We start from the raw sequence: 19,859 nt of genomic DNA, 5'->3' as shown, positions 1-19,859 counted from the left end.
CCTTCTGCGTCATGGGCTGTCGCCCTCCTGTTCGGGGCGATCCGGCGGTACGTCGAGGATGCGCAGGGCACTGCCCGCCACCCGCGAGAACACCGGGGCAGCGATGGCGCCGCCGTAGTAGGCGTCGCCCCGGGGATGGTCGATCATTACTACGGTGATGATGCGCGGGTCGGAGACCGGGGTAATCCCGACAAACAACGACCGGTAGGCGTTCTGCTCGTAGCCACCGCTGCCGCTCTTGCGCACGGTGCCGGTCTTGCCGGCCACACTGTAGCCGGGCACCAGCGCGCGTCGGGCGCCGGTGCCTGGTGCCACCACCTCATCCATCATGGCCAGGACGCGGTCGGCGACGTCAGGCTCGATGACCGGCTCGCCCTGGGCGGCGCGGTTGAGGCGCAGCAGCGACGGCGGCAGGCGTTCGCCATGATTGGCGATGGAGGTATAGGCACTGGCCAGCTGCAAGGCGGTGACCGACAGACCGTAACCGTAGGACAGCGCGGCCCACTGACTGCTCGACCACACCGCCGGCGCCGGCATGTTGCCGGTGGCCTCTCCGGGGAAGCCGGTGCCCGGGGCCTGGCCGAAGCCCAGCGCGCGGTAGCGATCTGGCACCACCGGGTCGTCGAGCTGCAGGGTCAGCTTGGCCATGCCGATGTTCGAGGACTTGCGCAGGATCCCGGCCAGGGTCAGCTCGCCATTGTTGGAGACGTCGCGGATGGTGTAGCGGTCGATTCGCATCCAGCCAGGCGACGTATCCACCACGGTGTCACGTGGAAAGCGACCGGTCTCGAGCAGCGCCGACATGGCCAGCGGCTTCATCACCGAGCCCGGTTCGAACACGTCGACCATGGCCCGGTTGCGCAGCCCCTGGGGGTCCAGGCCGGCGCGGTTGTTGGGGTTGTAGGAGGGCTGATTGGCCATCGCCAGCACCTCGCCGCTGCGCGCGTCCATCATCACCAGTACGCCGCCGTCGGCGTCGTTCTCATCCACGGCAGCCTTGAGCTCACGGTAGGCCATGTACTGCAGTCGCTGATCGATGGACAGCGTCAGGTTGCCGCCTGGCTCTGCCTCCTGCAGCACCTCCAGGTCGCGCACCAGACGTCCACGGCGGTCCTTGAGCACGCGGCGCTTGCCGGGCTCACCGGACAGGTAGGATTGATAGGCCAGCTCCAGTCCTTCCTGGCCCTGGTCGTCGACGTTAGTGACCCCCAGCAACTGGGCGGTCACCTCGCCGGCAGGATAGTAGCGCTTGTACTCTTCCCGGGCGTGGACGCCAGGCACCCGCAGCTTGAGCACTTCCTCGGCCTGGGCCGGGGTCATGCGCCGACGCAGGTACATGAATTCACGTTCGCTGTAACGCGCGATGCGCTCGTTGAGGGCATCGAGGTCCTGGCCCAGCGCCTGGGCCAGGCGTAACCGCTGGATGTCGTCGGCGGGCAGGTCCTGGGGGTTGGCCCACAGCGTCACCACCGGAGTCGAGATCGCCAGCGGTTCGCCGTGACGATCGGTGATCATGCCCCGGTGGGCGGGGATCGGATCGGTTCTGAGGGTACGGGCGTCCCCCTGCACCTGAAGAAAGTTTCGATCGATGACGTGAAGATCGACGATCCGCCCGGCCAGCAGACCCAGGCCCAGCAGGATCAGCGTCATCATCACCACGTAGCGCGCCCGCCCCATCGGTTCCATCGGTGGCGGGCGGCGAGGTGTAACGCCCCGGGGAAGTTCCGCGGTCATGGCGTGATCACCTCGATGTCATGGATATCGGGCAGCCGCATCTCCAGACGCTCCACCGCCAGGCGTTCGACACGCGACGGCGTCGACCAGGCGCTCTCCTCCAGCAGCAACTGCCCCCACTCCGTCTGCAACTGCTGCTGTTCACGCTCCAGCTCCTGGAGCCGAGCATACTGCTGGCGAGTCTGGTGACTGACGCTGATCACCGCCAGCGCCGACACCAGGCATGCCAGCAGCAGCGCCACCACCAGCAAAAGGCGTGGCGACATGGTGCGCGGCAGCGGCCAGCCAAAGGCGTTGATGTCCAGTCGTCCTTGAGCCATGGAAGGTCCTCAGTAGCGCTTGCGCGCCATGCGCATGACGGCGCTGCGGGAGCGTGGATTGGCCTCGACCTCTTCGGCGCTGGCCTTCATCGCCTTGCCCAGTGACTCCAGCCGTCGCGCGATCTGATCGTCGCGCAGCGGTATACCCCGGGGCACCTGGGTATCGCCCTTGACGTGATCGCGGATAAATCTCTTCACCCGTCGATCCTCCAGCGAGTGGAAGCTGATCACCACCAGATGCCCCCCGGGCGCCAGTGCCTCCAGCGCGGCTTCCAGCGCCAGATCGAGCTGATCGAGCTCACCGTTGATCTCGATACGCATGGCCTGGAACACGCGAGTGGCAGGATGCTTGCCCTTCTCCCAGGCGGGATGGGCGGCCTTGACCACCTCGGCAAGATCGGCCGTGCGGGTGAAAGGCCGTTCCTGGCGCCGAGCGATGATGGCCCGCGCCAGCCGACGAGCGTAGCGCTCCTCGCCGTAACGCTTGAACACCGAAGCCATCTCGGCCTCGCCCACACGCGCAATCCACTGGGCCGCGCTCTCGCCCTGGGTCGGGTCCATGCGCATGTCCAGCGGGCCGTCGCGCAGAAAGCTGAAACCGCGATCGGGATCGTCAAGCTGAGGGGAGGACACGCCAATGTCGAGCAGGATACCGGACAGCTTGCCATCCAGGCCGTGATCGCGGGCGACCTCTCTCAGCCGCGCAAACTCGGCACGTTCGATGGTAAAGCGTGGGTCATCGATGCTGGCCGCCTCGGCGATCGCCTGGGGGTCGCGATCAAGGGCCAGCAGGCCACCGTCTTGTGCAAGGCGGGAAAGGATGGCGCGGGAATGACCGCCTCGTCCGAAGGTGCCATCCAGATATACGCCAGCGGGATCATGCACCAGGGCGTCGACGGCACCGTCGAGCAGGACGCTTTCATGAGCGAAGCCGCGCACGGAGGATTCAGGGGAAGGTGACGGCATGCGGGTCTCGTTCGACGGCGGTGTTCCTACGCGCGGCCAGCCATCAGCGCCGTCAGCGGTGGAAAACCCTCACGCCACTGGACTCCTGGCCGCACAAACTAGTGATCGCGCCGCTCGAGCCAGGCCCGAGCGCGCAAGAAAAATGGGGAGTCGGCCGATAAGCCGGGTTCTGTCGAGGACAGTCATTCCTCTAGGAGCAGTGTCACCACTGCCCTCAAGCAACCTACCCGAACCCAGCGCGGGCCACGCCAACGGGTTCCTATTTGGTCTTGCTCCGAGTGGGGTTTACCGTGCCACGCACTGTTGCCAGGCGCGCGGTGCGCTCTTACCGCACCCTTTCACCCTTGCCGGCCTCCCGAGGGAGACGTAGGCGGTCTACTCTCTGCTGCACTTTCCGTCGGCTCACGCCGCCCAGGGGTTACCTGGCACTCCGCCCTATGGAGCCCGGACTTTCCTCCCCCGCATCAAGCGGCGGCGACTGTCTGGCCAACTCCCGCGGCAAGCATACCAGTGCCCTGCCACCCCCTCAATCCCCGCCTTGCCGTGACGGGCCTGGGACAACCCCAGCCTCTTCAGGCGATCGCTCCTGATGCCCTCTCGACACCCTCTCGACGCCCTCAATCCCCGCCTTGCCGTGACGGGCCCGGGACACCCCATAGCTCGTCCTAACGACCGCCTGGCAGCGAACCGGGACTGGATTCAATCGGCGTCCTTCAACGCCTGCGCCTGGGCGTACCACTGCTTCTTCGGCCCGCCGAGCACGCGCGCGGCCACTGCCGCGGCCTGCTTGACCCCCACCCCTTCGGCCAGCAGCGCGCGCAGCAGCGCTTCATCATCCACCGCTCGCTGGTCCGGTGCCGGCCCCGAGGCCCCGGCCACCATCACCACGAATTCGCCACGCGCCTGATCAGGATCAGACTCCATCAGTGTCAGCAGCTCGGCGGCGCTGCCGTCGAGGAAGGTCTCGAAGGTCTTGGTCAACTCTCGCCCGAGCACCACTCTGCGCTCGCCCAGTACGGCGGCCAGATCGGCCAGGGTGTCGCGGATACGATGGGGAGACTCGTAACAGACCTGGGTGACGGGTGAATTCCTCCAGGCCTCGATGCGCGCTCGCCGCCCCGCACCCTTGGCCGGCAGGAAGCCATGAAAACTGAAATGATCGGTAGGCAGCCCGGCGGCACACAGCGCAGTGACCAGGGCGCAGGGACCGGGGATCGGCACCACCCGAAAACCCGCCGCCCTGAGCTCACGCACCACGACGTAGCCGGGATCGCTGATCAAGGGAGTCCCGGCATCACTGATAAGCGCCACATCGTCGCCCTGGACGAGCCGCTGCCTGAGCGTCTCGACCCGGGACGCCTCGTTATGGTCGTGCACGGAAATCATCGCCGGCGACAGACCGAGATGACGCATCAGGCGGCCACTGTGGCGGGTATCCTCCGCCGCGACCAACGCCACCTGGCCCAGCACCTGGGCGGCGCGGGGACTGAGATCTTCCAGATTCCCAATTGGCGTGGCGACCACGTACAATGAACCAGCTTTCGCTTCTGACATCTTGGCTCCCTGGGCTGCCATCCGGAATACGGACAAGGAAGGATTCATGAGGACTTTGACTCGCGGCCCCGTGGCCGCCGCTGTACTGGCCATCACGCTGGCCGGCTGCAGCTTCACGCCGAGCATCGTACAGCGGGCCATGGACGACGACCCGGACCAACTACTGGCGCAAGCCGCCCAGCAACAAGGCACCGAAGCGGCGCAGACCCGGCTGAGGGCGGCCGACATCCTAGCACGCTCCGGACGCCGCCCCCAGGCACTGGAAGCCCTCAACAGCCTGGACGACAGCCAGCTCTCCGGCGACAGCCGGCGTCAGTGGGCACTGCTGCTGTCCGAACTGGGGGACAGTGAGGGCGATCCCCAGGCGGTCGTCAGAGCCGCCAGCGTGCTCGACGAGATGCAGCTGCCCAACGATGAAGCCAATCTGCTGCGCCTGCGCCAGGGGCTGGCGCTGGGCCAGCTGGGCGAACCTCTCGAGTCGGCTCGCCTGCTGATGCAGGTGCAGAGCGCCACCGGCCGCGAGGACATCAACGACGCCATCTGGGACCAGTTGAGCGCACTCAACGGCCGCCAGCTCGAGGCACTTGAAGAGCCCGACAACGCCATCGTCACCGGCTGGCTCGAGCTGACCCGCCTGGTCAACCAGAGCGGCGGTGACATCCAGAGGCTATTCGCTCGCCTCGATGACTGGCGCGTGGCCAATCCGGACCACCCCGCCAACCGTCGCCTGCCTACCCAGATCACCCAGTTGCGCGAACTGCGTGGCAAGAGCGTGCAGAGCATCGCGGTGCTGCTACCCGAGTCGGGCCCGCTTTCCGGCGTCGCCGACGCCATCGAAAAAGGAATTCGCAGCCACCAGGCCAATGTGGTCAACGGCGGCGGAAACGGGGCCCAGCTCAGCTTCTTCGACGCCTCCAACGGCAACCTCGACGAACTCTATCAGCAGGCCCAGAGCAGCGGCGCCCAGGTGGTCATCGGCCCGCTGGACAAGAGCGACGTGACCCGACTCGAAAGCCGCGCCGAGGTGCCCCTGCCGACCCTGGCGCTGAACTACGGCCAGTCTGCCTCCAACCAGACCAAAAACCTCTACGAGTACGGCCTGTCGGCAGAAGACGAAGCCCGCCAGGCGGCCCGCCGCGGCTGGCAGGACGGCCACCGCAGCGCCTCCATGCTGGTACCGGACAACGACTGGGGTCAGCGGGCCGGCGAGGCCTTCTGGAACACCTGGAGCGAACTGGGCGGCGATATCGCCACGGCAGTGCGCTACAACCCCGGCGCCTCGGCCACCGACAGCACCCGCCGCGCCATCAGCAACCCGCGTCCGGACATGCTGTTCCTGCTGGCCCTGCCGGACTTCGCCCGCCAGGTGCCGCCGACACTGGAATACTATTCGGCCTCCGATCTACCGGTGTACGCCACCTCACACCTCTACGAAGGCACCCCTCAGTCGCGCCTGGACCGCGACCTCGACGGCGTGCAGTTCCCCGATATTCCCTGGAACATTCCGGACGCCGCCGTGGGCGGTGCCGAGGCCCTCCCGTTCTACGACACCTATCAAGAGCTCAAGGCCGAGAACAAGCCAGCCATCTTCCGCCTGATGGCGATGGGCGTCGACGCCTACGAACTGGCACGCCGCATGCCGCAGATCCAGGCCCTGCCGGGTTCACGCATGCAGGGCGCTACCGGCACCCTGAGCGCCGCCGGCGATGGCCGCATCTACCGCGAACTGCCATGGGCGCAGTTCAGCAGCGGCGTGCCGGCACCCGTGTTCAGTGACGGCCTCGGTGATGCGGCGCCCTGACGCCATAGACGCCGTCGCCCGCGGCCAGGCCATCGAGCGTCACGCCGAGGCCTGGCTGTGCCAGCGTGGACTGATAGCGATCTCGCGCAACCAGCGCGCCAAGGGAGGCGAGATCGATCTGGTGATGCGCGACGGCGAGACCCTGGTGTTCGTCGAAGTTCGCCACCGCCGCAGCATCCGCCACGGCCATCCTGCAGAAACAATCACCATCACCAAACAACGCCGCCTGATCCAGGCGGCGCGTTTTTATCTCCACCGCAACGGGCTATCATGTCCTTGCCGCTTCGATGTCCTGGCCGTTACCGGCTCGTCACCGAGCCTAGACATCCAGTGGATCGCCGGTGCATTCGAAGCAAACTGACACAGCGGGCTCCCGGCGAGCCCCCATGGACCAGGAAGGCAGCATGGATTTCCAGAGCCGAATTCTCGGACAGTTCAACGACAGTATCGACACCAAGACCTACGCCAGCGAAGTGCTTCCACCGTTCATCGAGGTCGCGAGCCAGATGATGGTCCAGAGCCTGGTCACCGACGGCAAGATTCTCGCCTGTGGCAACGGCGGCAGCGCCGGCGACAGCCAGCACTTCTCCTCCGAACTGCTTAATCGCTTCGAGCGCGAGCGCCCCAGTCTGCCGGCCCTGGCCTTGACCACCGACACCTCGACGTTGACCTCCATCGCCAACGATTACAGCTACAACGAGGTGTTCTCCAAGCAGGTGCGCGCCCTGGGCCAGCCTGGCGACGTGCTGCTGGCGATTTCCACCAGCGGCAACTCGGCCAATGTCATCCAGGCCATCCAGGCCGCTCATGACCGTGACATGACGGTGGTGGCCCTGACTGGACGGGACGGCGGCAACATGGCCTCCCTGCTGGGACAGGACGATTGCGAGATCCGGGTGCCGGCCACCTCCACGGCCCGTATTCAGGAGGTTCACCTGCTGGTGATCCACTGCCTGTGTGACCTTATCGACGAACAACTCTTTGGTGCGAGTGAATAACATGACGCAACGCGATTCCCGTTCGACACGCCCCCTGATGACCGCCCTGCTGCTGTCCGCCCTGCTGGCCGGCTGCACCACCGTAACCTCGGTGACCAACCCCGGCACCATCGACGAGGATTACGGCGAGCGCACCCTGGGCGCGACCGTCGAGGACGAGAGCATCGAGACCAAGGCCGCCCACAACCTGGGACGCGTCGATGCACGCCTGAAGGACGCCAGGATCAACGTCGACAGCTACAACGGCGTGGTACTGCTGACCGGCCAGGTCCCCAGCGAAGAGCTCAAGCAGCGCGCCGAAGAGATCGTCAGCCAGGTGCGCAACGTTCGCCGGGTCCACAATGAACTCAGCGTGGCGGCCAACCTGCCCACCAGTCAGCGCCTCAATGACGCCTGGCTGGACACCAAGGCACGTACCGCCCTCGCCACCAGCGATCAGGTCGACTCCGGCCGCATCACCGTGGTCACCGAGAACGCTACCGTCTACCTGATGGGCCTGGTGACCCACGCCGAGGCCGACCGTGCGGTCAATGTGGTATCCAACGCCGGCGGCATGGAGCGTATCGTCAAGGTATTCGACTACATCGACTGATGGCGACAGGCGTGCCCTCGCAAGAAGGCACGCCCCTCAAGCGCAAAAGATGCACAAAAAAGCGGCGAGCCTGAGGGCTCGCCGCTTTTTATGAGATCACGCTTGTGAAGAGGTCCCGCTTGTGAAGAGGTCACGCTTTTCCAGCAGATCAAGCCGACGACAGCTCGCCGCCGACCACCTTTAGAGCGCGATGCGCCCGATGGCCTTACTTGATCACCCTGAGGGATGGACGCCCCTTGCGAGGCGGCTTGGACCTCTCGACACCTTCATCCACGCCATCGCCGCCATCGGACTCACCGCCTGCGTCCTCATCGGAAGCGGCAGGAGACTCCTCCTCTGACGAATCCTTGACGCTCTCCAGGGCCGGCGCATCGACGTCGTTGGCCTCTTCGACGGGAAGCTCAGGCTCGTGACCAAAGACCATGCCGACGCCGTTCTCGCGGGCGTACAGGGCAATCAGTGCAGGCAGCGGTACAAACAGCAACTCCGACTTGCCACTGAAGCGCGCCGAGAAACGAATCACGTCGTTGCCCATGTCCAGATCACGCACGGCGGTAGGGCCAAGGTTCAGCACGATCTGGCCGTTCTGCACGAACTGCCTGGGAACCTCGACGTTCTCGTACTCCGCATCGACGACGATATACGGCGTCAATTCATTATCCAGCAGCCACTCGTACAGCGCCCTGGCCAGGTAGGGACGGCTCGACTTCATGATATGGCCCTCTTGGTTGGCGAATGGGAACTCGGGCGACTCCGGTGGCGACCGGACACACACGGCTCAGGTATTCCGTTCAAGCAAAACATCAGGGACGAATTTCGCGCTCGGCCTCGGACAGCGCAGCACGGAAGCCATCACGGGCGAACACGCGCTCCATGTAGCCCATCAGCGGCCGTACCTGCTTCTCGGGCAGCTCGATATTGAGCGCAGGAAGACGCCACAGGATCGGCGCAAGGCAGCAGTCCACCAGGGTGAACTCCTCGCTCATGAAGAAGGGCATGTCCTCGAAGATCGGCGAGATACCGATCAGGCTTTCACGCAGCTCCTTGCGCGCCTTGTCGGCTTCCTTCTTGCTGCCGGACAGGATGCGATCGACCATCGGGCACCACTCGCGCTCGATACGATGCATCCACAGTCGGCTCTGGGCACGCGCGACAGGATAGACCGGCAGCAACGGCGGGTGCGGGAAACGCTCGTCCAGATACTCCATCATGACCTTGGACTCGTAGAGCACCAGGTCACGATCCAACAGCGTGGGGACGCTGTTGTAAGGGTTCAGGTCCGCCAACTCCTCGGGATGCTTGTCGTCGGTCACCTCGACAATATCCACGGCCACGCCCTTCTCAGCCAGCACGATCCGCACACGATGGCTGAAATGGTCCTCGCCACCGGAGTAGAAGATCATCGACGACCGCTTGGCCACTACACCCATGAAACAATCCTCGCATCAGTTCAAGCCGGGATGATAACACGACAACCCCCTTCTCGGGGGGGCATCAGGGGCACATCTTTGCTCCCGCAGCGGGTCCGCCCGGGCGCAACGATGATACCAGAAAAGGCAACGGGCGCGTGGTCATCGACCCCGCGCCCGCCATGGTGGACCAATCGGTCAGTGAATGTCTCGCCAGTACTCGCGCTTGAGGAAGTAGGCGATGATGCCAAACAGCAGGATGAAGATCAGCACCTTCGGTCCCAGCGCCTGGGCATGCAGCTTGGACGGCTCACCCACGTAGGCCAGGAAGTTGGTCAGATCATACACCGCCTGCTCGAACTCCTTGGGCTCCATGCTGCCCGGCGACGTCACCTGCAGGGTCTCGCAGGACTGGTACTTGCCGGTCAGCGGATCGAGTTCGGCGTCACCGACCGCATGATCGGAGGCTGCACAGACCTTCTCCTGCACCCCCTGCAGCGGCTCGAGCACGTTGGGCATGCCCACCGCCGGGAACACCACATTGTTGACCCCAGTGGCACGCTCGCTGTCACGATAGAAGCTCAGCAGATAGCTGTAGATCCAGTCGGTGCCGCGCAGTCTGGCCTCCAGGGTCAGATCCGGCGGCGCCTTGCCGAACCATACCTCGGCATCCTCGGCACTCATCGCCTTGTGCATCTGGTCGTTGTACCCCAGTTCCGGCGAGAAGATCAGATTGTCCTCGACCAGATCCTGGGGCATCCCCAGATCCTCGGCCGCGCGGGAGAAACGCTGGTACTCCAGGGAATGACAGCCCATGCAGTAGTTGACGTAGAGCTTCATCCCGTTCTGCAGCGAGGCCTGGTTCTCCAGATCCGGCGACATGCTGCGCAGGTGCACCCCCTCGCCGCCCGCGGCGAAGGAGCAAAGCGGGACCAGCGCGAAGAGCAGTGCGAACAGTTGCTTTTTCATTAGCCAGTCACCCTTTCAGGAACGGGTTTGGTCTTCTCCAGCCGCGTATAGATGGGCATCAACACGAAGAAGGCGAAGTAGATCACGGTGCAGATCTGGGCCAGCAGCGTCCTGGCGCCGGTCGGCGGCAGCACCCCGAGCACCCCGAGGATGACAAAGCTGATCGCGAACAGCACCAGCATCACCTTGGAGATCCAGCCCTTGTAGCGCATGGAGCGCACCGGAGAGCGGTCGAGCCAGGGCAGCACGAACAGCACCGCGATGGCCGCCCCCATGAAGATGACCCCGAGGAACTTGGCGTCCAGCCCAAACAGCGAGAAGGTGATGGCGCGCAGGATCGCGTAGAAGGGCGTGAAGTACCACACCGGGGCGATATGATCCGGCGTCTTCAGCGGGTTGGCCGGCTCGAAGTTGGGCTTCTCGAGGAAGTAGCCGCCGCCTTCGGGGAAGTAGAAGATCACCGCACAGAACACGAACAGGAACACCGCCACTCCGACGATATCCTTCACCGTGTAGTACGGATGGAAGGGAATGCCGTCCAGCGGCTTGCCGGTCTCGTCCTTCTTGGCCTTGATATCGATGCCGTCGGGATTGTTGGACCCCACCTCGTGCAAGGCAATGATGTGCAACACCACCAGCGCCAGGATCACGATAGGCAGCGCCACCACGTGCAGGGCAAAGAAGCGGTTCAGCGTGATCCCGGAGATCAGATAGTCACCGCGCACCCACTGGGCCAGGTCGGGACCGATACTCGGGATGGCGGAGAACAGCGAGATGATGACCTGGGCACCCCAGTAGGACATCTGTCCCCAGGGAAGCAGATAGCCCATGAAGGCTTCGGCCATCAGCGCCAGGTAGATCGCCATGCCGAAGATCCACACCAGCTCACGCGGCGCCTTGTAGGAGCCATAGAGCAGGCCGCGGAACATGTGCAGGTAGACCACCAGGAAGAACGCCGAGGCGCCGGTGGAGTGCATGTAGCGGATCAGCCAGCCGTACTCGACATCACGCATGATGTACTCGACGGAGGCGAAGGCACCCTCGGCGCTGGGGTTGAAGCTCATGGTCAGCCAGACACCGGTGAGGATCTGATTGACCAGCACCAGCAGCGCCAGGGAGCCGAAGAAGTACCAGAAGTTGAAGTTCTTGGGCGCGTAGTACTCGGACAGATGCTCCTGCCACATTTGGGTGGCGGGGAAGCGATCATCGACCCAGCGCATGAAACCGCGTTCGGCCTTGGCCTTGTTGGGATTCGCCATTATGCGCCCTCCCCGTCTTCGCCGACCACGATGACCGACTCGTTGACAAAGTAGTAGGGTGGAACTTCCAGGTTCACCGGAGCGGGCACATTGCGAAACACCCTGCCCGCCAGGTCGAAGCGCGAACCATGGCACGGGCAGAAGAAGCCACCGGGCCAGTCATCGACACCGACGCCTTCGGCGTTGGGCTCCGGCTTGAACAGCGGTGAACAGCCCAGATGCGTACAGATGCCGACCAGCACACCGATCTCGGGCCGAATGGAGCGCAGCGAACCGCCGGCATAGTCCGGCTGCATCGGCTTGGCGGAATCCGGGTCTGCCAGCACCTCGTCGGTCAACGCCTCGGTACGTTCGATCATCTCCGGCGTGCGATTGATGACCCATACAGGACGGCCCCGCCACTCGACGGTCATTCGCTGCCCGGGTTCGAGCTTCGAAATATCCGCCTGAACGGGCGCACCCGCCGCCCGAGCCCTGGCACTAGGCTGCCAGGAAGCCACAAAGGGTACCGCTACCCCGACGGCGCCGACTGCTCCAACTACGGAGGTCGCCCCTACGAGGAAACGGCGTCGCCCTTTGTTCACGCCGTTGTCTGCCATGATCTGGTTTCTCCCATCAGACTTTATCCGTTGTTGTTTTCACGGCCCCTTGAATGTCCGTGACCACGGATACAAGTGGATTGTATGTTAGGAAATCCCCCCCACCGGCACAAGAAGCCGGCTGACCCAGACCCCCTGCGCAAGCCCCAGACAATTGACGTGGAACAACTTTATACCACTGTGCCTGTTCGCCTTGACGGACCGGGCGGCTCAAAAGGCATAGACGATGACAGATTAACGAGGGAAACAGGCGCCGCCAGGCGACCCGATGATCCCCACCATCAGAGCACTACAGCACACAATTTTTCGAACCCCGGACACGACAACGCCCGGGCCAATGGCCCGGGCGTTGTTGATCGGCAAGCGTGGGTGATTAACGCTTGGAGAACTGCGGGCGACGACGCGCCTTGCGCAGACCGACCTTCTTACGCTCGACTTCACGTGCGTCACGAGTGACGTAGCCGGCAGCACGCAGCGGCTGACGGAAGTCCTCGTTGTACTGCATCAGGGCACGGGTGATGCCGTGACGAATGGCGCCGGCCTGGGCGCTGCCGCCGCCACCCTTGACGGTGACATAGACGTCGAACTGGCCGAGGGTCTCGGTCAGTTCCAGCGGCTGGCGAACCACCATGCGGCCAGTCACGCGACCGAAGTATTCGTTCAGGTCACGGCTGTTGACGGTGATCTTGCCGGTGCCCGGCTTGAGGAAGACGCGCGCGGTTGAGGTCTTGCGGCGCCCGGTACCGTAATACTGCTGTGTCATGGCGAAGATCCCCTCAGATGTTCAGTTCTTGCGGCTGCTGGGCAGCGTGCGGATGTTCGGAACCGGCGTAGACCTTGAGCTTGGCGTGCATGGCACGGCCCAGCGGACCCTTCGGCAGCATGCCCTTGACGGCACCTTCGATGACACGCTCGGGAGCGTGGTCGATCAGCTGGCTGAAGGTCATGGAACGCAGGCCACCCGGGTAACCGGTGTGACGATGGTACATCTTGTCGCTGGCCTTGTTGCCGGTGACCTTAACCTTCTCGGCATTGATCACGACGATGTAGTCGCCGGTATCAACGTGAGGAGTGTATTCCGGCTTGTGCTTGCCACGCAGGCGGCGAGCAATTTCGGTAGCCAGACGACCGAGCGTCTTGTCCGCGGCATCGACGACATACCAGTCGCGCTGGACGGACTGCGGCTTAGCACTGAACGTCTTCATGGATGAAATCACCAATTCGATGTGTTGGATCCCTTTCGTCGTGTTGTGGACACCCGACAGGTGTTCAGCGAGACCACGCCGCGAAGAGATCATCCCTATTTTTCTTGGTTGCGCGGCACCCGGAAATCCGGACGATGCCGCCACAACGGTCGAGCGAGCGCGCATTCTACATGAGCGAAAGCGTGCCGTCACCCCCTCGGACACACGCAATCACCGTCGGTTCAAGGCTTGTGGGGCAGCGCCAGGTACTCCCGGGACTGCATCTCCTGAAGCCTGGACAGAGTGCGCTCGAACTCGAACTCCAGCTTGCCACCCTGGTACAGCGCCTCTGCCGGCGCTTCGGCGGACATCAACAGCTTGACGCCACGGTCGTAGAACTCGTCGACCATGTTGATGAAGCGCCTGGCCTGATCGTCGGTGGCGGCGTCCATGCGCCGCACACAGGACACCAGGACCGTGTGGAACTCGCGAGCCAGCTCGATGTAGTCGTTCTGACTGCGCGGCCCGTCGCACAGCTCGAGAAAGTCGAACCAGACCACGTCCTCGTGCAGTCGACGCGCCTTGAGGATGCGATGGTTGATCTCCACCGGCACCTGCTCTTCCCCCGCCTGACCGGCGATCTCGCGAAAGCTGCGCTCGAGCTCCTGATCCGCCGCCTCGTCCAGCGGCGAATGGAAGATCTCGGCGCGCTCCAGCGCCCGCAGTCGATAGTCGACGCCGGAATCGACGTTGACCACCTCACAGTGGCGCTTGAGCAGATCGATGGCCGGCAGAAAGCGAGAGCGCTGCAGGCCATCCTTGTACAGATCGTCCGGCACGATGTTGGAGGTGGCGACCAGCACCACACCGCGCTCGAACAACGCCTCGAGCAGATTGGCCAGAATCATGGCATCGGTGATGTCCTTGACGAAGAATTCGTCAAAACAGATCACCCTCGCCTCCTCGGCAAACTTGCCGGCGATCAGCCGGAGCGGGTTCTTCTCGCCCTTGCAGTGATCCAGCTCGTTGTGGACACGCTGCATGAAGCGATGGAAATGGGTGCGCATCTTCTGGGAAAACGGCAGCGCTTCGTAGAAGGTGTCGACCAGGTAGGTCTTGCCACGACCGACGCCGCCCCAGAAATAGAGCCCGGAGATGGCTGGCAGCGCCGGCTCCTGCTCTTCCTCCTTGCGCCCGAACAGGCCCTTCACCTTCGACGCCCAGCCGTCACGCGCCGCCGCCGGCGCCTTGGCCTTGGGCGCTGCCACCAGCTCGTCATACAGTCGCTGCAGATGCGCCACGGCATTGGCCTGGGCGGCATCCTCCGTGAAATCATCACGTTGGAGGTCGCGCCGGTAGCGTTCCAGCGGAGTTTCTGGCCGACCACTGCTCGACGGGGAAGAGCTCATGTAGCGTCCTGACTGTCAACAAGTTCGGAGCCGCATTATACGCAGACCACACAGGAATGGCAGGTCCCAGGCCGCGACCGGCAACAGCGCATCACGCCAGCACGACAAGGGAGGCCCCAGGCCATTGACCCTTTATGAGCCAACGCCTCTATAATGGGCCGTCGGCCAGGCCGGCGGCGGCCGCGGGTCGTCCGAAAGAGCTCAGGGAGAACTACGTGGAACCAAGCAACTTCAACATGATCCTGGCGGCGGCTTGCCTGGTGGCCGGAATTGGACTCGGCGCACTGGGCTACCACCTGCTCAACGGCGGCGCACGCAGTGCCCAAAGGCTGCGCCTCAAGCTGACCGAACGGGAACGCCAGCTGACCGAGTGGAAAGACGGTGTCGACGACCACCTGCAACAGATGGACGACCTGGCCCGGCAGGTCTGCGATGACGCCCTCACCCTGCAGCGCCAACTTCACGAGTCGGCGCGCCAGCTTGGCAGCAAGGCCATCGGCGGCGAGGTGACACCGCCCAGCGAACCCGGCGAGACCAGCGATGATATCGCCATTCCGCGGGACTACGCCGACGGCAACCGCGGCACCCTGTCAGAGGACTTCGGTCTGCGCCAGGCCAATGACGACCAGAACGCAGAACCGCGCCCGCCACGTTACTGACCACCCCACCATGACAGAGCCCGCACACTGGTGCGGGCTCTGGCGTTGGCAGCGACACAAGCGGTCGATGGCGCTTGCTGCTCAGGCAGGGTTGTCGATGTCGACGAAGCGGTGCTCGACACCAAAGCGCTGCGCCAGCCATTCACCCAACGCCTGGACGCCGTAGCGCTCGGTGGCGTGATGACCCGCTGCCAGATAGTGGATCCCCATCTCCCGCGCCAGGTGGGTTGTGCGCTCGGATATCTCGCCCGAAACGAACACCTCGGCACCGGCCTCGGCGGCCGGGATGATCATGTCCTGAGCGCCGCCGGTACACCAGGCGATTCGACTCACCGCGTCGGTACCAGGCGCCTCGATCACCAACGGCTCGCGTGCCAGCGACGCTCCTACCTGGGCAGCCAGCTCGGCAACGCCCATTGGCCTTTCCAGCCGACCGTGCCACAGAAGCCCTTCGCCCATGGGCGCGTCCAGCGTTCCCTCCACTGTCCACCCCAGGCGCTGCGCCAGGGTCGCATTGTTGCCAAGCTCGGGATGGGCGTCCAATGGCAGGTGGTAGGCCAGCAGGTTGATGTCGTTGGCCAGCAGAGTCGACAGCCGCCGGCGCTTCATGCCGGTAACCGCCACCGGCTCGTTCTTCCAGAAGTAGCCGTGGTGCACCAGCACCAGATCGGCCTGCCAGCGCACCGCCTCGTCAAGCAGCGCCTGACAGGCGGTGACGCCGGAGAGCACACGGGTGACCGTGCGTGCGCCCTCCACCTGCAGCCCGTTCTCGGTGTAGTCCTTGAAGCGCCGGGCCTCCAGCAGCTGCTCGCAGGCCGATACCAGTTCGTCGCGGTCTATCATGAGATCTCCTGAAATAGCTCCAAACAAGCATCAGGTTGGCGATGCTACAATGGCGCACATTGTACGCACCGCCCCGCCGGCCCGCGACCGCCTCACTGCCAAGCGCCAAGGATCATCGCCGCATGCGACGCACCCTCTCGACCTATATCTGGCCGGTCCTCATCGGCATTCTGCTCGCCATCGTGCTGATCAATGCCTTCCCCGAACGGCTCGGCAGACTACCGTCACCGAGCGGTGACAGCCTGACGGTAGTTCCCGCCACGCCACCAGCGACAACCACCGAGCAGCAGGCACCGCAACGTCCTGCCCCCGAGGTCAAGGAGGCTGCGCCGCTGGACCGCCGTGGCGGCCCCGTGAGCTACGCCGAGGCAGTGGAGAAGGCCGCGCCCGCGGTGGTCAACGTCTACTCCTCGCGGGTCGTGGAACGGGAAACCCACCCGCTGATGTCAGACCCCTTCTTCCGCCAGTTCTTCGGCAACAATGACGTGCCGTCGCGCCAACGCATGCTTTCGAGCCTTGGCTCCGGCGTCATCGTCAGCGAGGACGGCTACGTGCTGACCAACCACCACGTCATCAGCGGCGCCGACCAGGTCCAGGTGGCGCTGCGCGACGGCCGCGAGACCCTGGCCCGGGTCATCGGCACCGATCCCGAAAGCGACCTGGCGGTACTCAAGATCGATCTCGGCGACCTGCCGGTGATCGAGCTGACCGACTCGCGCAAGGTCGCGGTGGGCGACGTTTCGCTGGCCATCGGCAACCCCTTCGGGGTCGGCCAGACGGTGACCATGGGCATCATCAGCGCCACCGGTCGCAGCCATCTGGGACTCAACGCCTATGAGGACTTCATCCAGACCGATGCGGCGATCAACCCGGGCAACTCCGGCGGCGCCCTGATCAACCCCGACGGCGCCCTGGTCGGCATCAACACCGCCATCTTCTCCCGCTCGGGGGGCTCCCAGGGTATCGGTTTCGCGATCCCGGCCAACCTGGCCCGCAGCATTCTCGACGAGCTGGTCACCCACGGCCGGGTCATCCGCGGCTGGCTCGGCATCGAGGCCCAGGAGCTGAACCAGGAACTGGCCGCTTCCTTCGGCCTGCAGGCGCCAGCCGGGGTAATCATCGCCGGCGTGGTGTCCCAGGGACCGGCCGACCGGGCGGGACTGAAACCCGGAGACGTACTGCTCGAGGTTGACGGTCGCGCGGTGATCGATCCGCGTCGGACCATGAGCGACATCGCTGCGGTGGCTCCCGGCACCACCCTGACCGTCAGCGTCGCCCGCGACGGCAGGCCGATAGAGGTGGAACTGGAAGTCGGCGAGCGCCCCACGCCCCAATCCCAGTCGCAGCAAACCGGCAGCAGCCAGTCAGCCCCCTGAGACGCACCCCGAGGTGGGTAACGCAGAGGCAGTGTCCAGGCGTGCCCCACCGTCCAGACATGAAAAGGCCCGGAATTGCTCCGGGCCTTTTCATGTCTGGATGCCTGTCTGGGGCCGGGGGCGCTCGGTCACAACGACCACCGGCCCTGCGTCGCTTCAATCCTTGATGCGGTACTCCGCCGAGCGCGCGTGGGCGGTCAGCGATTCACCACGAGCCAGCACCGAGGCGGTCTTGCCCAGGGTAGACGCGCCCTGTGGCGAGCAGTGAATGATCGAAGAGCGCTTCTGGAAGTCGTAGACGCCAAGCGGTGACGAGAAGCGCGCCGTACCCGAGGTCGGCAGCACGTGGTTGGGACCAGCGCAGTAGTCACCCAGCGCCTCTGCGGTATGCCGCCCCATGAAGATGGCACCGGCGTGGCGCACCTGCTCCGCCAGTCGCTCCGGGTGCTCCACCGACAACTCCAGGTGCTCCGGCGCGATGCGATTGATCAACTCCAGCGCCTCGCCCTCGTCACGACAGGCGATCAGCGCACCGCGCGTACGCAGCGAGGCCCCGGCGATGGCTTCGCGCTCGAGCGTCGGCAGCAGTCGTTCCATGGACGCTTCCACCGCCGCCAGATGCTCCACGTCCCAGCTGACCAGGATCGCCTGGGCGTCTTCGTCATGCTCTGCCTGGGAGAACAGGTCCATGGCCAGCCAGTCAGGATCGGTCTGGCCGTCGGACACCACCAGGATCTCGGAAGGCCCGGCGATCATGTCGATCCCCACCTGACCAAAGACCGCGCGCTTGGCGGTGGCCACATAAATGTTGCCCGGCCCGACGATCTTGTCGACCCTGGGCACGCTTTCGGTGCCATAGGCCAGCGCCGCCACGGCCTGGGCACCGCCCAGGGTAAACACCTTGTCCACCCCGGCCAGATGCGCCGCCGCCAGCACCAGATCGTTGACCACGCCGTCGGGCGTGGGCACCACCATGATGATCTCCCGCACTCCCGCCACGTGGGCCGGCACAGCGTTCATCAGCACCGATGAGGGATAGGCGGCCTTGCCGCCGGGCACATAGATACCGGCGCGATCCAGCGGCGTCACCTTCTGCCCCAGCACGGTGCCGTCATCTTCGGTGTACTGCCAGGAAGTGGGCTTCTGGCGTTCGTGGTAGACGCGGATACGCTCGGCGGCGGTGGCCAGCGCCTGACGCTGGTCGTCGGGCAGAGCGGCGTAGGCGGCCTCGAGACGATCGGCCCCCAGGGTCAGATCCGCCATGCTCGAGGCCTCGAGGCGATCGAGGCGACAGGTCAGCGCCACCAGGGCGGCGTCGCCCTCCCGACGAACCTGGCTGATGATCTCGGAGACCGCCTGCTGGACACCATGGTCCGACACGCCTTCCCACGCCAGCAGGTCGGTGAGACGGGACTCGAAATCCGCGTCCCGGGTCGAGAGTCGGGCCACCAGGGGCGTGTCTTGGCTCATGTCGGAAATCTCCGCTTCTGTCTTGGCCATACGTTGAGAACCCTCAGGTTCCGTTGGCTGGTGCGCTCAGCTTGCCGCCTGCCGCCGCGCCTCGACGGCGTCGCTCAAGCGGCGCAGCAGCGGTTTGATCTGATCATGCTTGATGGTCATCGAGGCCTGATTGACCACCAACCGGGTGCTGATATGGGCCATCAGTTCCCGTGGCTCCATACCGTTGGCACGCAGCGTATTGCCGGTATCCACGATATCGACGATCTCGTCGGCCAGGTTCATCAGCGGCGCCAGCTCCATCGCACCGTACAGCTTGATGACCTCGGCCTGGATGCCCTGCTCGGCGTAATAGCGCCGCGCCACATTGACGAACTTGGTCGCCACCCGACGCCGGGCACGGGCGGGCTCGGCACCCTGAATACCAGCCGTCATCAGCTTGCAACGCGCGATATTGAGGTCCAGCGGCTCATAGAGCCCCTCGGCACCGTGCTCCAGCAGCACATCCTTGCCGGCCACCCCCAGGTCCGCCGCCCCCAGCTGCACATAGGTCGGCACATCGGTGGCACGAATCACCACCAGCTTGACGTCTGGCAGATTGGTGTCGAACAACAGCTTGCGACTCTTGCCCAGGTCCTCGGCGGGCCGGATGCCGGCATCCGCCAGCAGTGGCAGCGTCTCGTCGAGAATGCGCCCCTTGGAGAGCGCCACTATCAATTGCTTGCTCAT

General features: G+C 64.7%; 21 protein-coding genes and 1 other RNA gene. 6 read left to right on the top strand and 16 right to left on the bottom strand.

Annotated features, from left to right (window positions below; all coding sequences use genetic code 11):
* Positions 1 to 9: 9 nt before the first annotated feature.
* The 5 genes from C6W88_RS12350 to rsmI all read right to left on the bottom strand — a co-directional run bounded on the left by C6W88_RS12350 (position 10) and on the right by rsmI (position 4,574).
* A complete protein-coding gene (locus C6W88_RS12350; protein ID WP_375038222.1) occupies positions 10 to 1,677 on the bottom strand; it encodes a peptidoglycan D,D-transpeptidase FtsI family protein in 1,668 nt (555 codons plus the stop codon).
* 53 nt (positions 1,678 to 1,730) lie between these two features.
* Entirely contained in the window at positions 1,731 to 2,054 is a 324-nt protein-coding gene (ftsL, locus tag C6W88_RS12345) for a cell division protein FtsL (protein WP_052704393.1), read from the bottom strand.
* Between the two features lie 9 nt (positions 2,055 to 2,063).
* A complete protein-coding gene (rsmH, locus tag C6W88_RS12340; protein ID WP_108132660.1) occupies positions 2,064 to 3,020 on the bottom strand; it encodes a 16S rRNA (cytosine(1402)-N(4))-methyltransferase RsmH in 957 nt (318 codons plus the stop codon).
* Between the two features lie 142 nt (positions 3,021 to 3,162).
* An RNA gene (rnpB, locus tag C6W88_RS12335) (RNase P RNA component class A) lies at positions 3,163 to 3,514 on the bottom strand.
* A 205-nt stretch (positions 3,515 to 3,719) separates the two neighbouring features.
* Positions 3,720 to 4,574: a 16S rRNA (cytidine(1402)-2'-O)-methyltransferase gene (gene rsmI / locus C6W88_RS12330; protein ID WP_108132659.1), complete on the bottom strand. Its 855-nt coding sequence runs from the start codon at positions 4,572 to 4,574 to the stop codon at positions 3,720 to 3,722.
* Positions 4,575 to 4,620: 46 nt separating this feature from the next.
* On the opposite strand from rsmI, the gene C6W88_RS12325 reads away from it, so the two are divergent.
* From C6W88_RS12325 to C6W88_RS12310, 4 genes are read left to right on the top strand one after another with little or no spacing between them, the layout of a single operon-like run.
* On the top strand, positions 4,621 to 6,375 hold the full coding sequence (locus tag C6W88_RS12325; protein WP_108132658.1) for a penicillin-binding protein activator: 1,755 nt from the start codon (positions 4,621 to 4,623) through the stop codon (positions 6,373 to 6,375).
* Positions 6,362 to 6,736 carry a YraN family protein gene (locus tag C6W88_RS12320; protein WP_108132657.1) on the top strand — a complete coding sequence of 125 codons (375 nt, stop codon included), beginning with the start codon at positions 6,362 to 6,364 and terminating at the stop codon, positions 6,734 to 6,736. Before C6W88_RS12325 ends, C6W88_RS12320 begins: the two co-directional genes overlap by 14 nt.
* 43 nt (positions 6,737 to 6,779) lie before the next feature.
* Positions 6,780 to 7,373 carry a phosphoheptose isomerase gene (locus C6W88_RS12315; protein WP_045993370.1) on the top strand — a complete coding sequence of 198 codons (594 nt, stop codon included), beginning with the start codon at positions 6,780 to 6,782 and terminating at the stop codon, positions 7,371 to 7,373.
* Between the two features lies 1 nt (position 7,374).
* Positions 7,375 to 7,965: a BON domain-containing protein gene (locus tag C6W88_RS12310; protein WP_108132656.1), complete on the top strand. Its 591-nt coding sequence runs from the start codon at positions 7,375 to 7,377 to the stop codon at positions 7,963 to 7,965.
* Between the two features lie 205 nt (positions 7,966 to 8,170).
* Here C6W88_RS12310 and C6W88_RS12305 read toward each other — a convergent pair whose 3' ends face one another.
* From C6W88_RS12305 to zapE, 8 genes are all read right to left on the bottom strand, one after another.
* Entirely contained in the window at positions 8,171 to 8,677 is a 507-nt protein-coding gene (locus C6W88_RS12305; protein ID WP_045993368.1) for a ClpXP protease specificity-enhancing factor, read from the bottom strand.
* Between the two features lie 91 nt (positions 8,678 to 8,768).
* Positions 8,769 to 9,395 carry a stringent starvation protein SspA gene (gene sspA, locus C6W88_RS12300; protein WP_045993367.1) on the bottom strand — a complete coding sequence of 209 codons (627 nt, stop codon included), beginning with the start codon at positions 9,393 to 9,395 and terminating at the stop codon, positions 8,769 to 8,771.
* A gap of 177 nt (positions 9,396 to 9,572) precedes the next feature.
* The gene (locus C6W88_RS12295) at positions 9,573 to 10,343 is read right to left on the bottom strand and encodes a cytochrome c1 (RefSeq protein ID WP_045993366.1); all 771 of its coding nucleotides are present in this window, start codon (positions 10,341 to 10,343) and stop codon (positions 9,573 to 9,575) included.
* Positions 10,343 to 11,602: a cytochrome b gene (locus C6W88_RS12290; RefSeq protein WP_045993365.1), complete on the bottom strand. Its 1,260-nt coding sequence runs from the start codon at positions 11,600 to 11,602 to the stop codon at positions 10,343 to 10,345. Before C6W88_RS12290 ends, C6W88_RS12295 begins: the two co-directional genes overlap by 1 nt.
* Positions 11,602 to 12,201, bottom strand: coding sequence for a ubiquinol-cytochrome c reductase iron-sulfur subunit (gene petA, locus C6W88_RS12285; protein WP_045993364.1), 600 nt, complete (start codon positions 12,199 to 12,201; stop codon positions 11,602 to 11,604). The genes C6W88_RS12290 and petA overlap by 1 nt, the downstream gene beginning before the upstream one ends.
* A gap of 373 nt (positions 12,202 to 12,574) precedes the next feature.
* On the bottom strand, positions 12,575 to 12,964 hold the full coding sequence (rpsI, locus tag C6W88_RS12280) for a 30S ribosomal protein S9 (protein WP_045993363.1): 390 nt from the start codon (positions 12,962 to 12,964) through the stop codon (positions 12,575 to 12,577).
* A gap of 13 nt (positions 12,965 to 12,977) precedes the next feature.
* Entirely contained in the window at positions 12,978 to 13,406 is a 429-nt protein-coding gene (rplM, locus tag C6W88_RS12275; protein ID WP_045993422.1) for a 50S ribosomal protein L13, read from the bottom strand.
* A 221-nt stretch (positions 13,407 to 13,627) separates the two neighbouring features.
* Positions 13,628 to 14,794, bottom strand: coding sequence for a cell division protein ZapE (gene zapE, locus C6W88_RS12270; protein WP_108132655.1), 1,167 nt, complete (start codon positions 14,792 to 14,794; stop codon positions 13,628 to 13,630).
* A 215-nt stretch (positions 14,795 to 15,009) separates the two neighbouring features.
* Between zapE and C6W88_RS12265 the strand changes: the two genes are divergently transcribed.
* Entirely contained in the window at positions 15,010 to 15,453 is a 444-nt protein-coding gene (locus tag C6W88_RS12265; RefSeq protein ID WP_052704392.1) for a Z-ring associated ZapG family protein, read from the top strand.
* An 81-nt stretch (positions 15,454 to 15,534) separates the two neighbouring features.
* Here C6W88_RS12265 and C6W88_RS12260 read toward each other — a convergent pair whose 3' ends face one another.
* Entirely contained in the window at positions 15,535 to 16,296 is a 762-nt protein-coding gene (locus tag C6W88_RS12260) for a Nif3-like dinuclear metal center hexameric protein (RefSeq protein ID WP_045993361.1), read from the bottom strand.
* 122 nt (positions 16,297 to 16,418) lie between these two features.
* On the opposite strand from C6W88_RS12260, the gene C6W88_RS12255 reads away from it, so the two are divergent.
* Entirely contained in the window at positions 16,419 to 17,672 is a 1,254-nt protein-coding gene (locus C6W88_RS12255; protein ID WP_108132654.1) for a Do family serine endopeptidase, read from the top strand.
* A gap of 156 nt (positions 17,673 to 17,828) precedes the next feature.
* Here the strand turns inward: C6W88_RS12255 and hisD are convergent, their stop codons facing one another.
* Entirely contained in the window at positions 17,829 to 19,142 is a 1,314-nt protein-coding gene (hisD, locus tag C6W88_RS12250) for a histidinol dehydrogenase (RefSeq protein ID WP_108132803.1), read from the bottom strand.
* A gap of 66 nt (positions 19,143 to 19,208) precedes the next feature.
* Positions 19,209 to 19,859, bottom strand: coding sequence for an ATP phosphoribosyltransferase (gene hisG, locus C6W88_RS12245; protein WP_045993265.1), 651 nt, complete (start codon positions 19,857 to 19,859; stop codon positions 19,209 to 19,211).

The sequence above is a fragment of the Halomonas litopenaei genome (genome assembly GCF_003045775.1).
Classification (GTDB): domain Bacteria; phylum Pseudomonadota; class Gammaproteobacteria; order Pseudomonadales; family Halomonadaceae; genus Halomonas; species Halomonas litopenaei.
The sequence above is the reverse complement of the archived record's forward strand: the minus strand, read 5'-3'. Positions and strand labels throughout refer to the sequence as shown.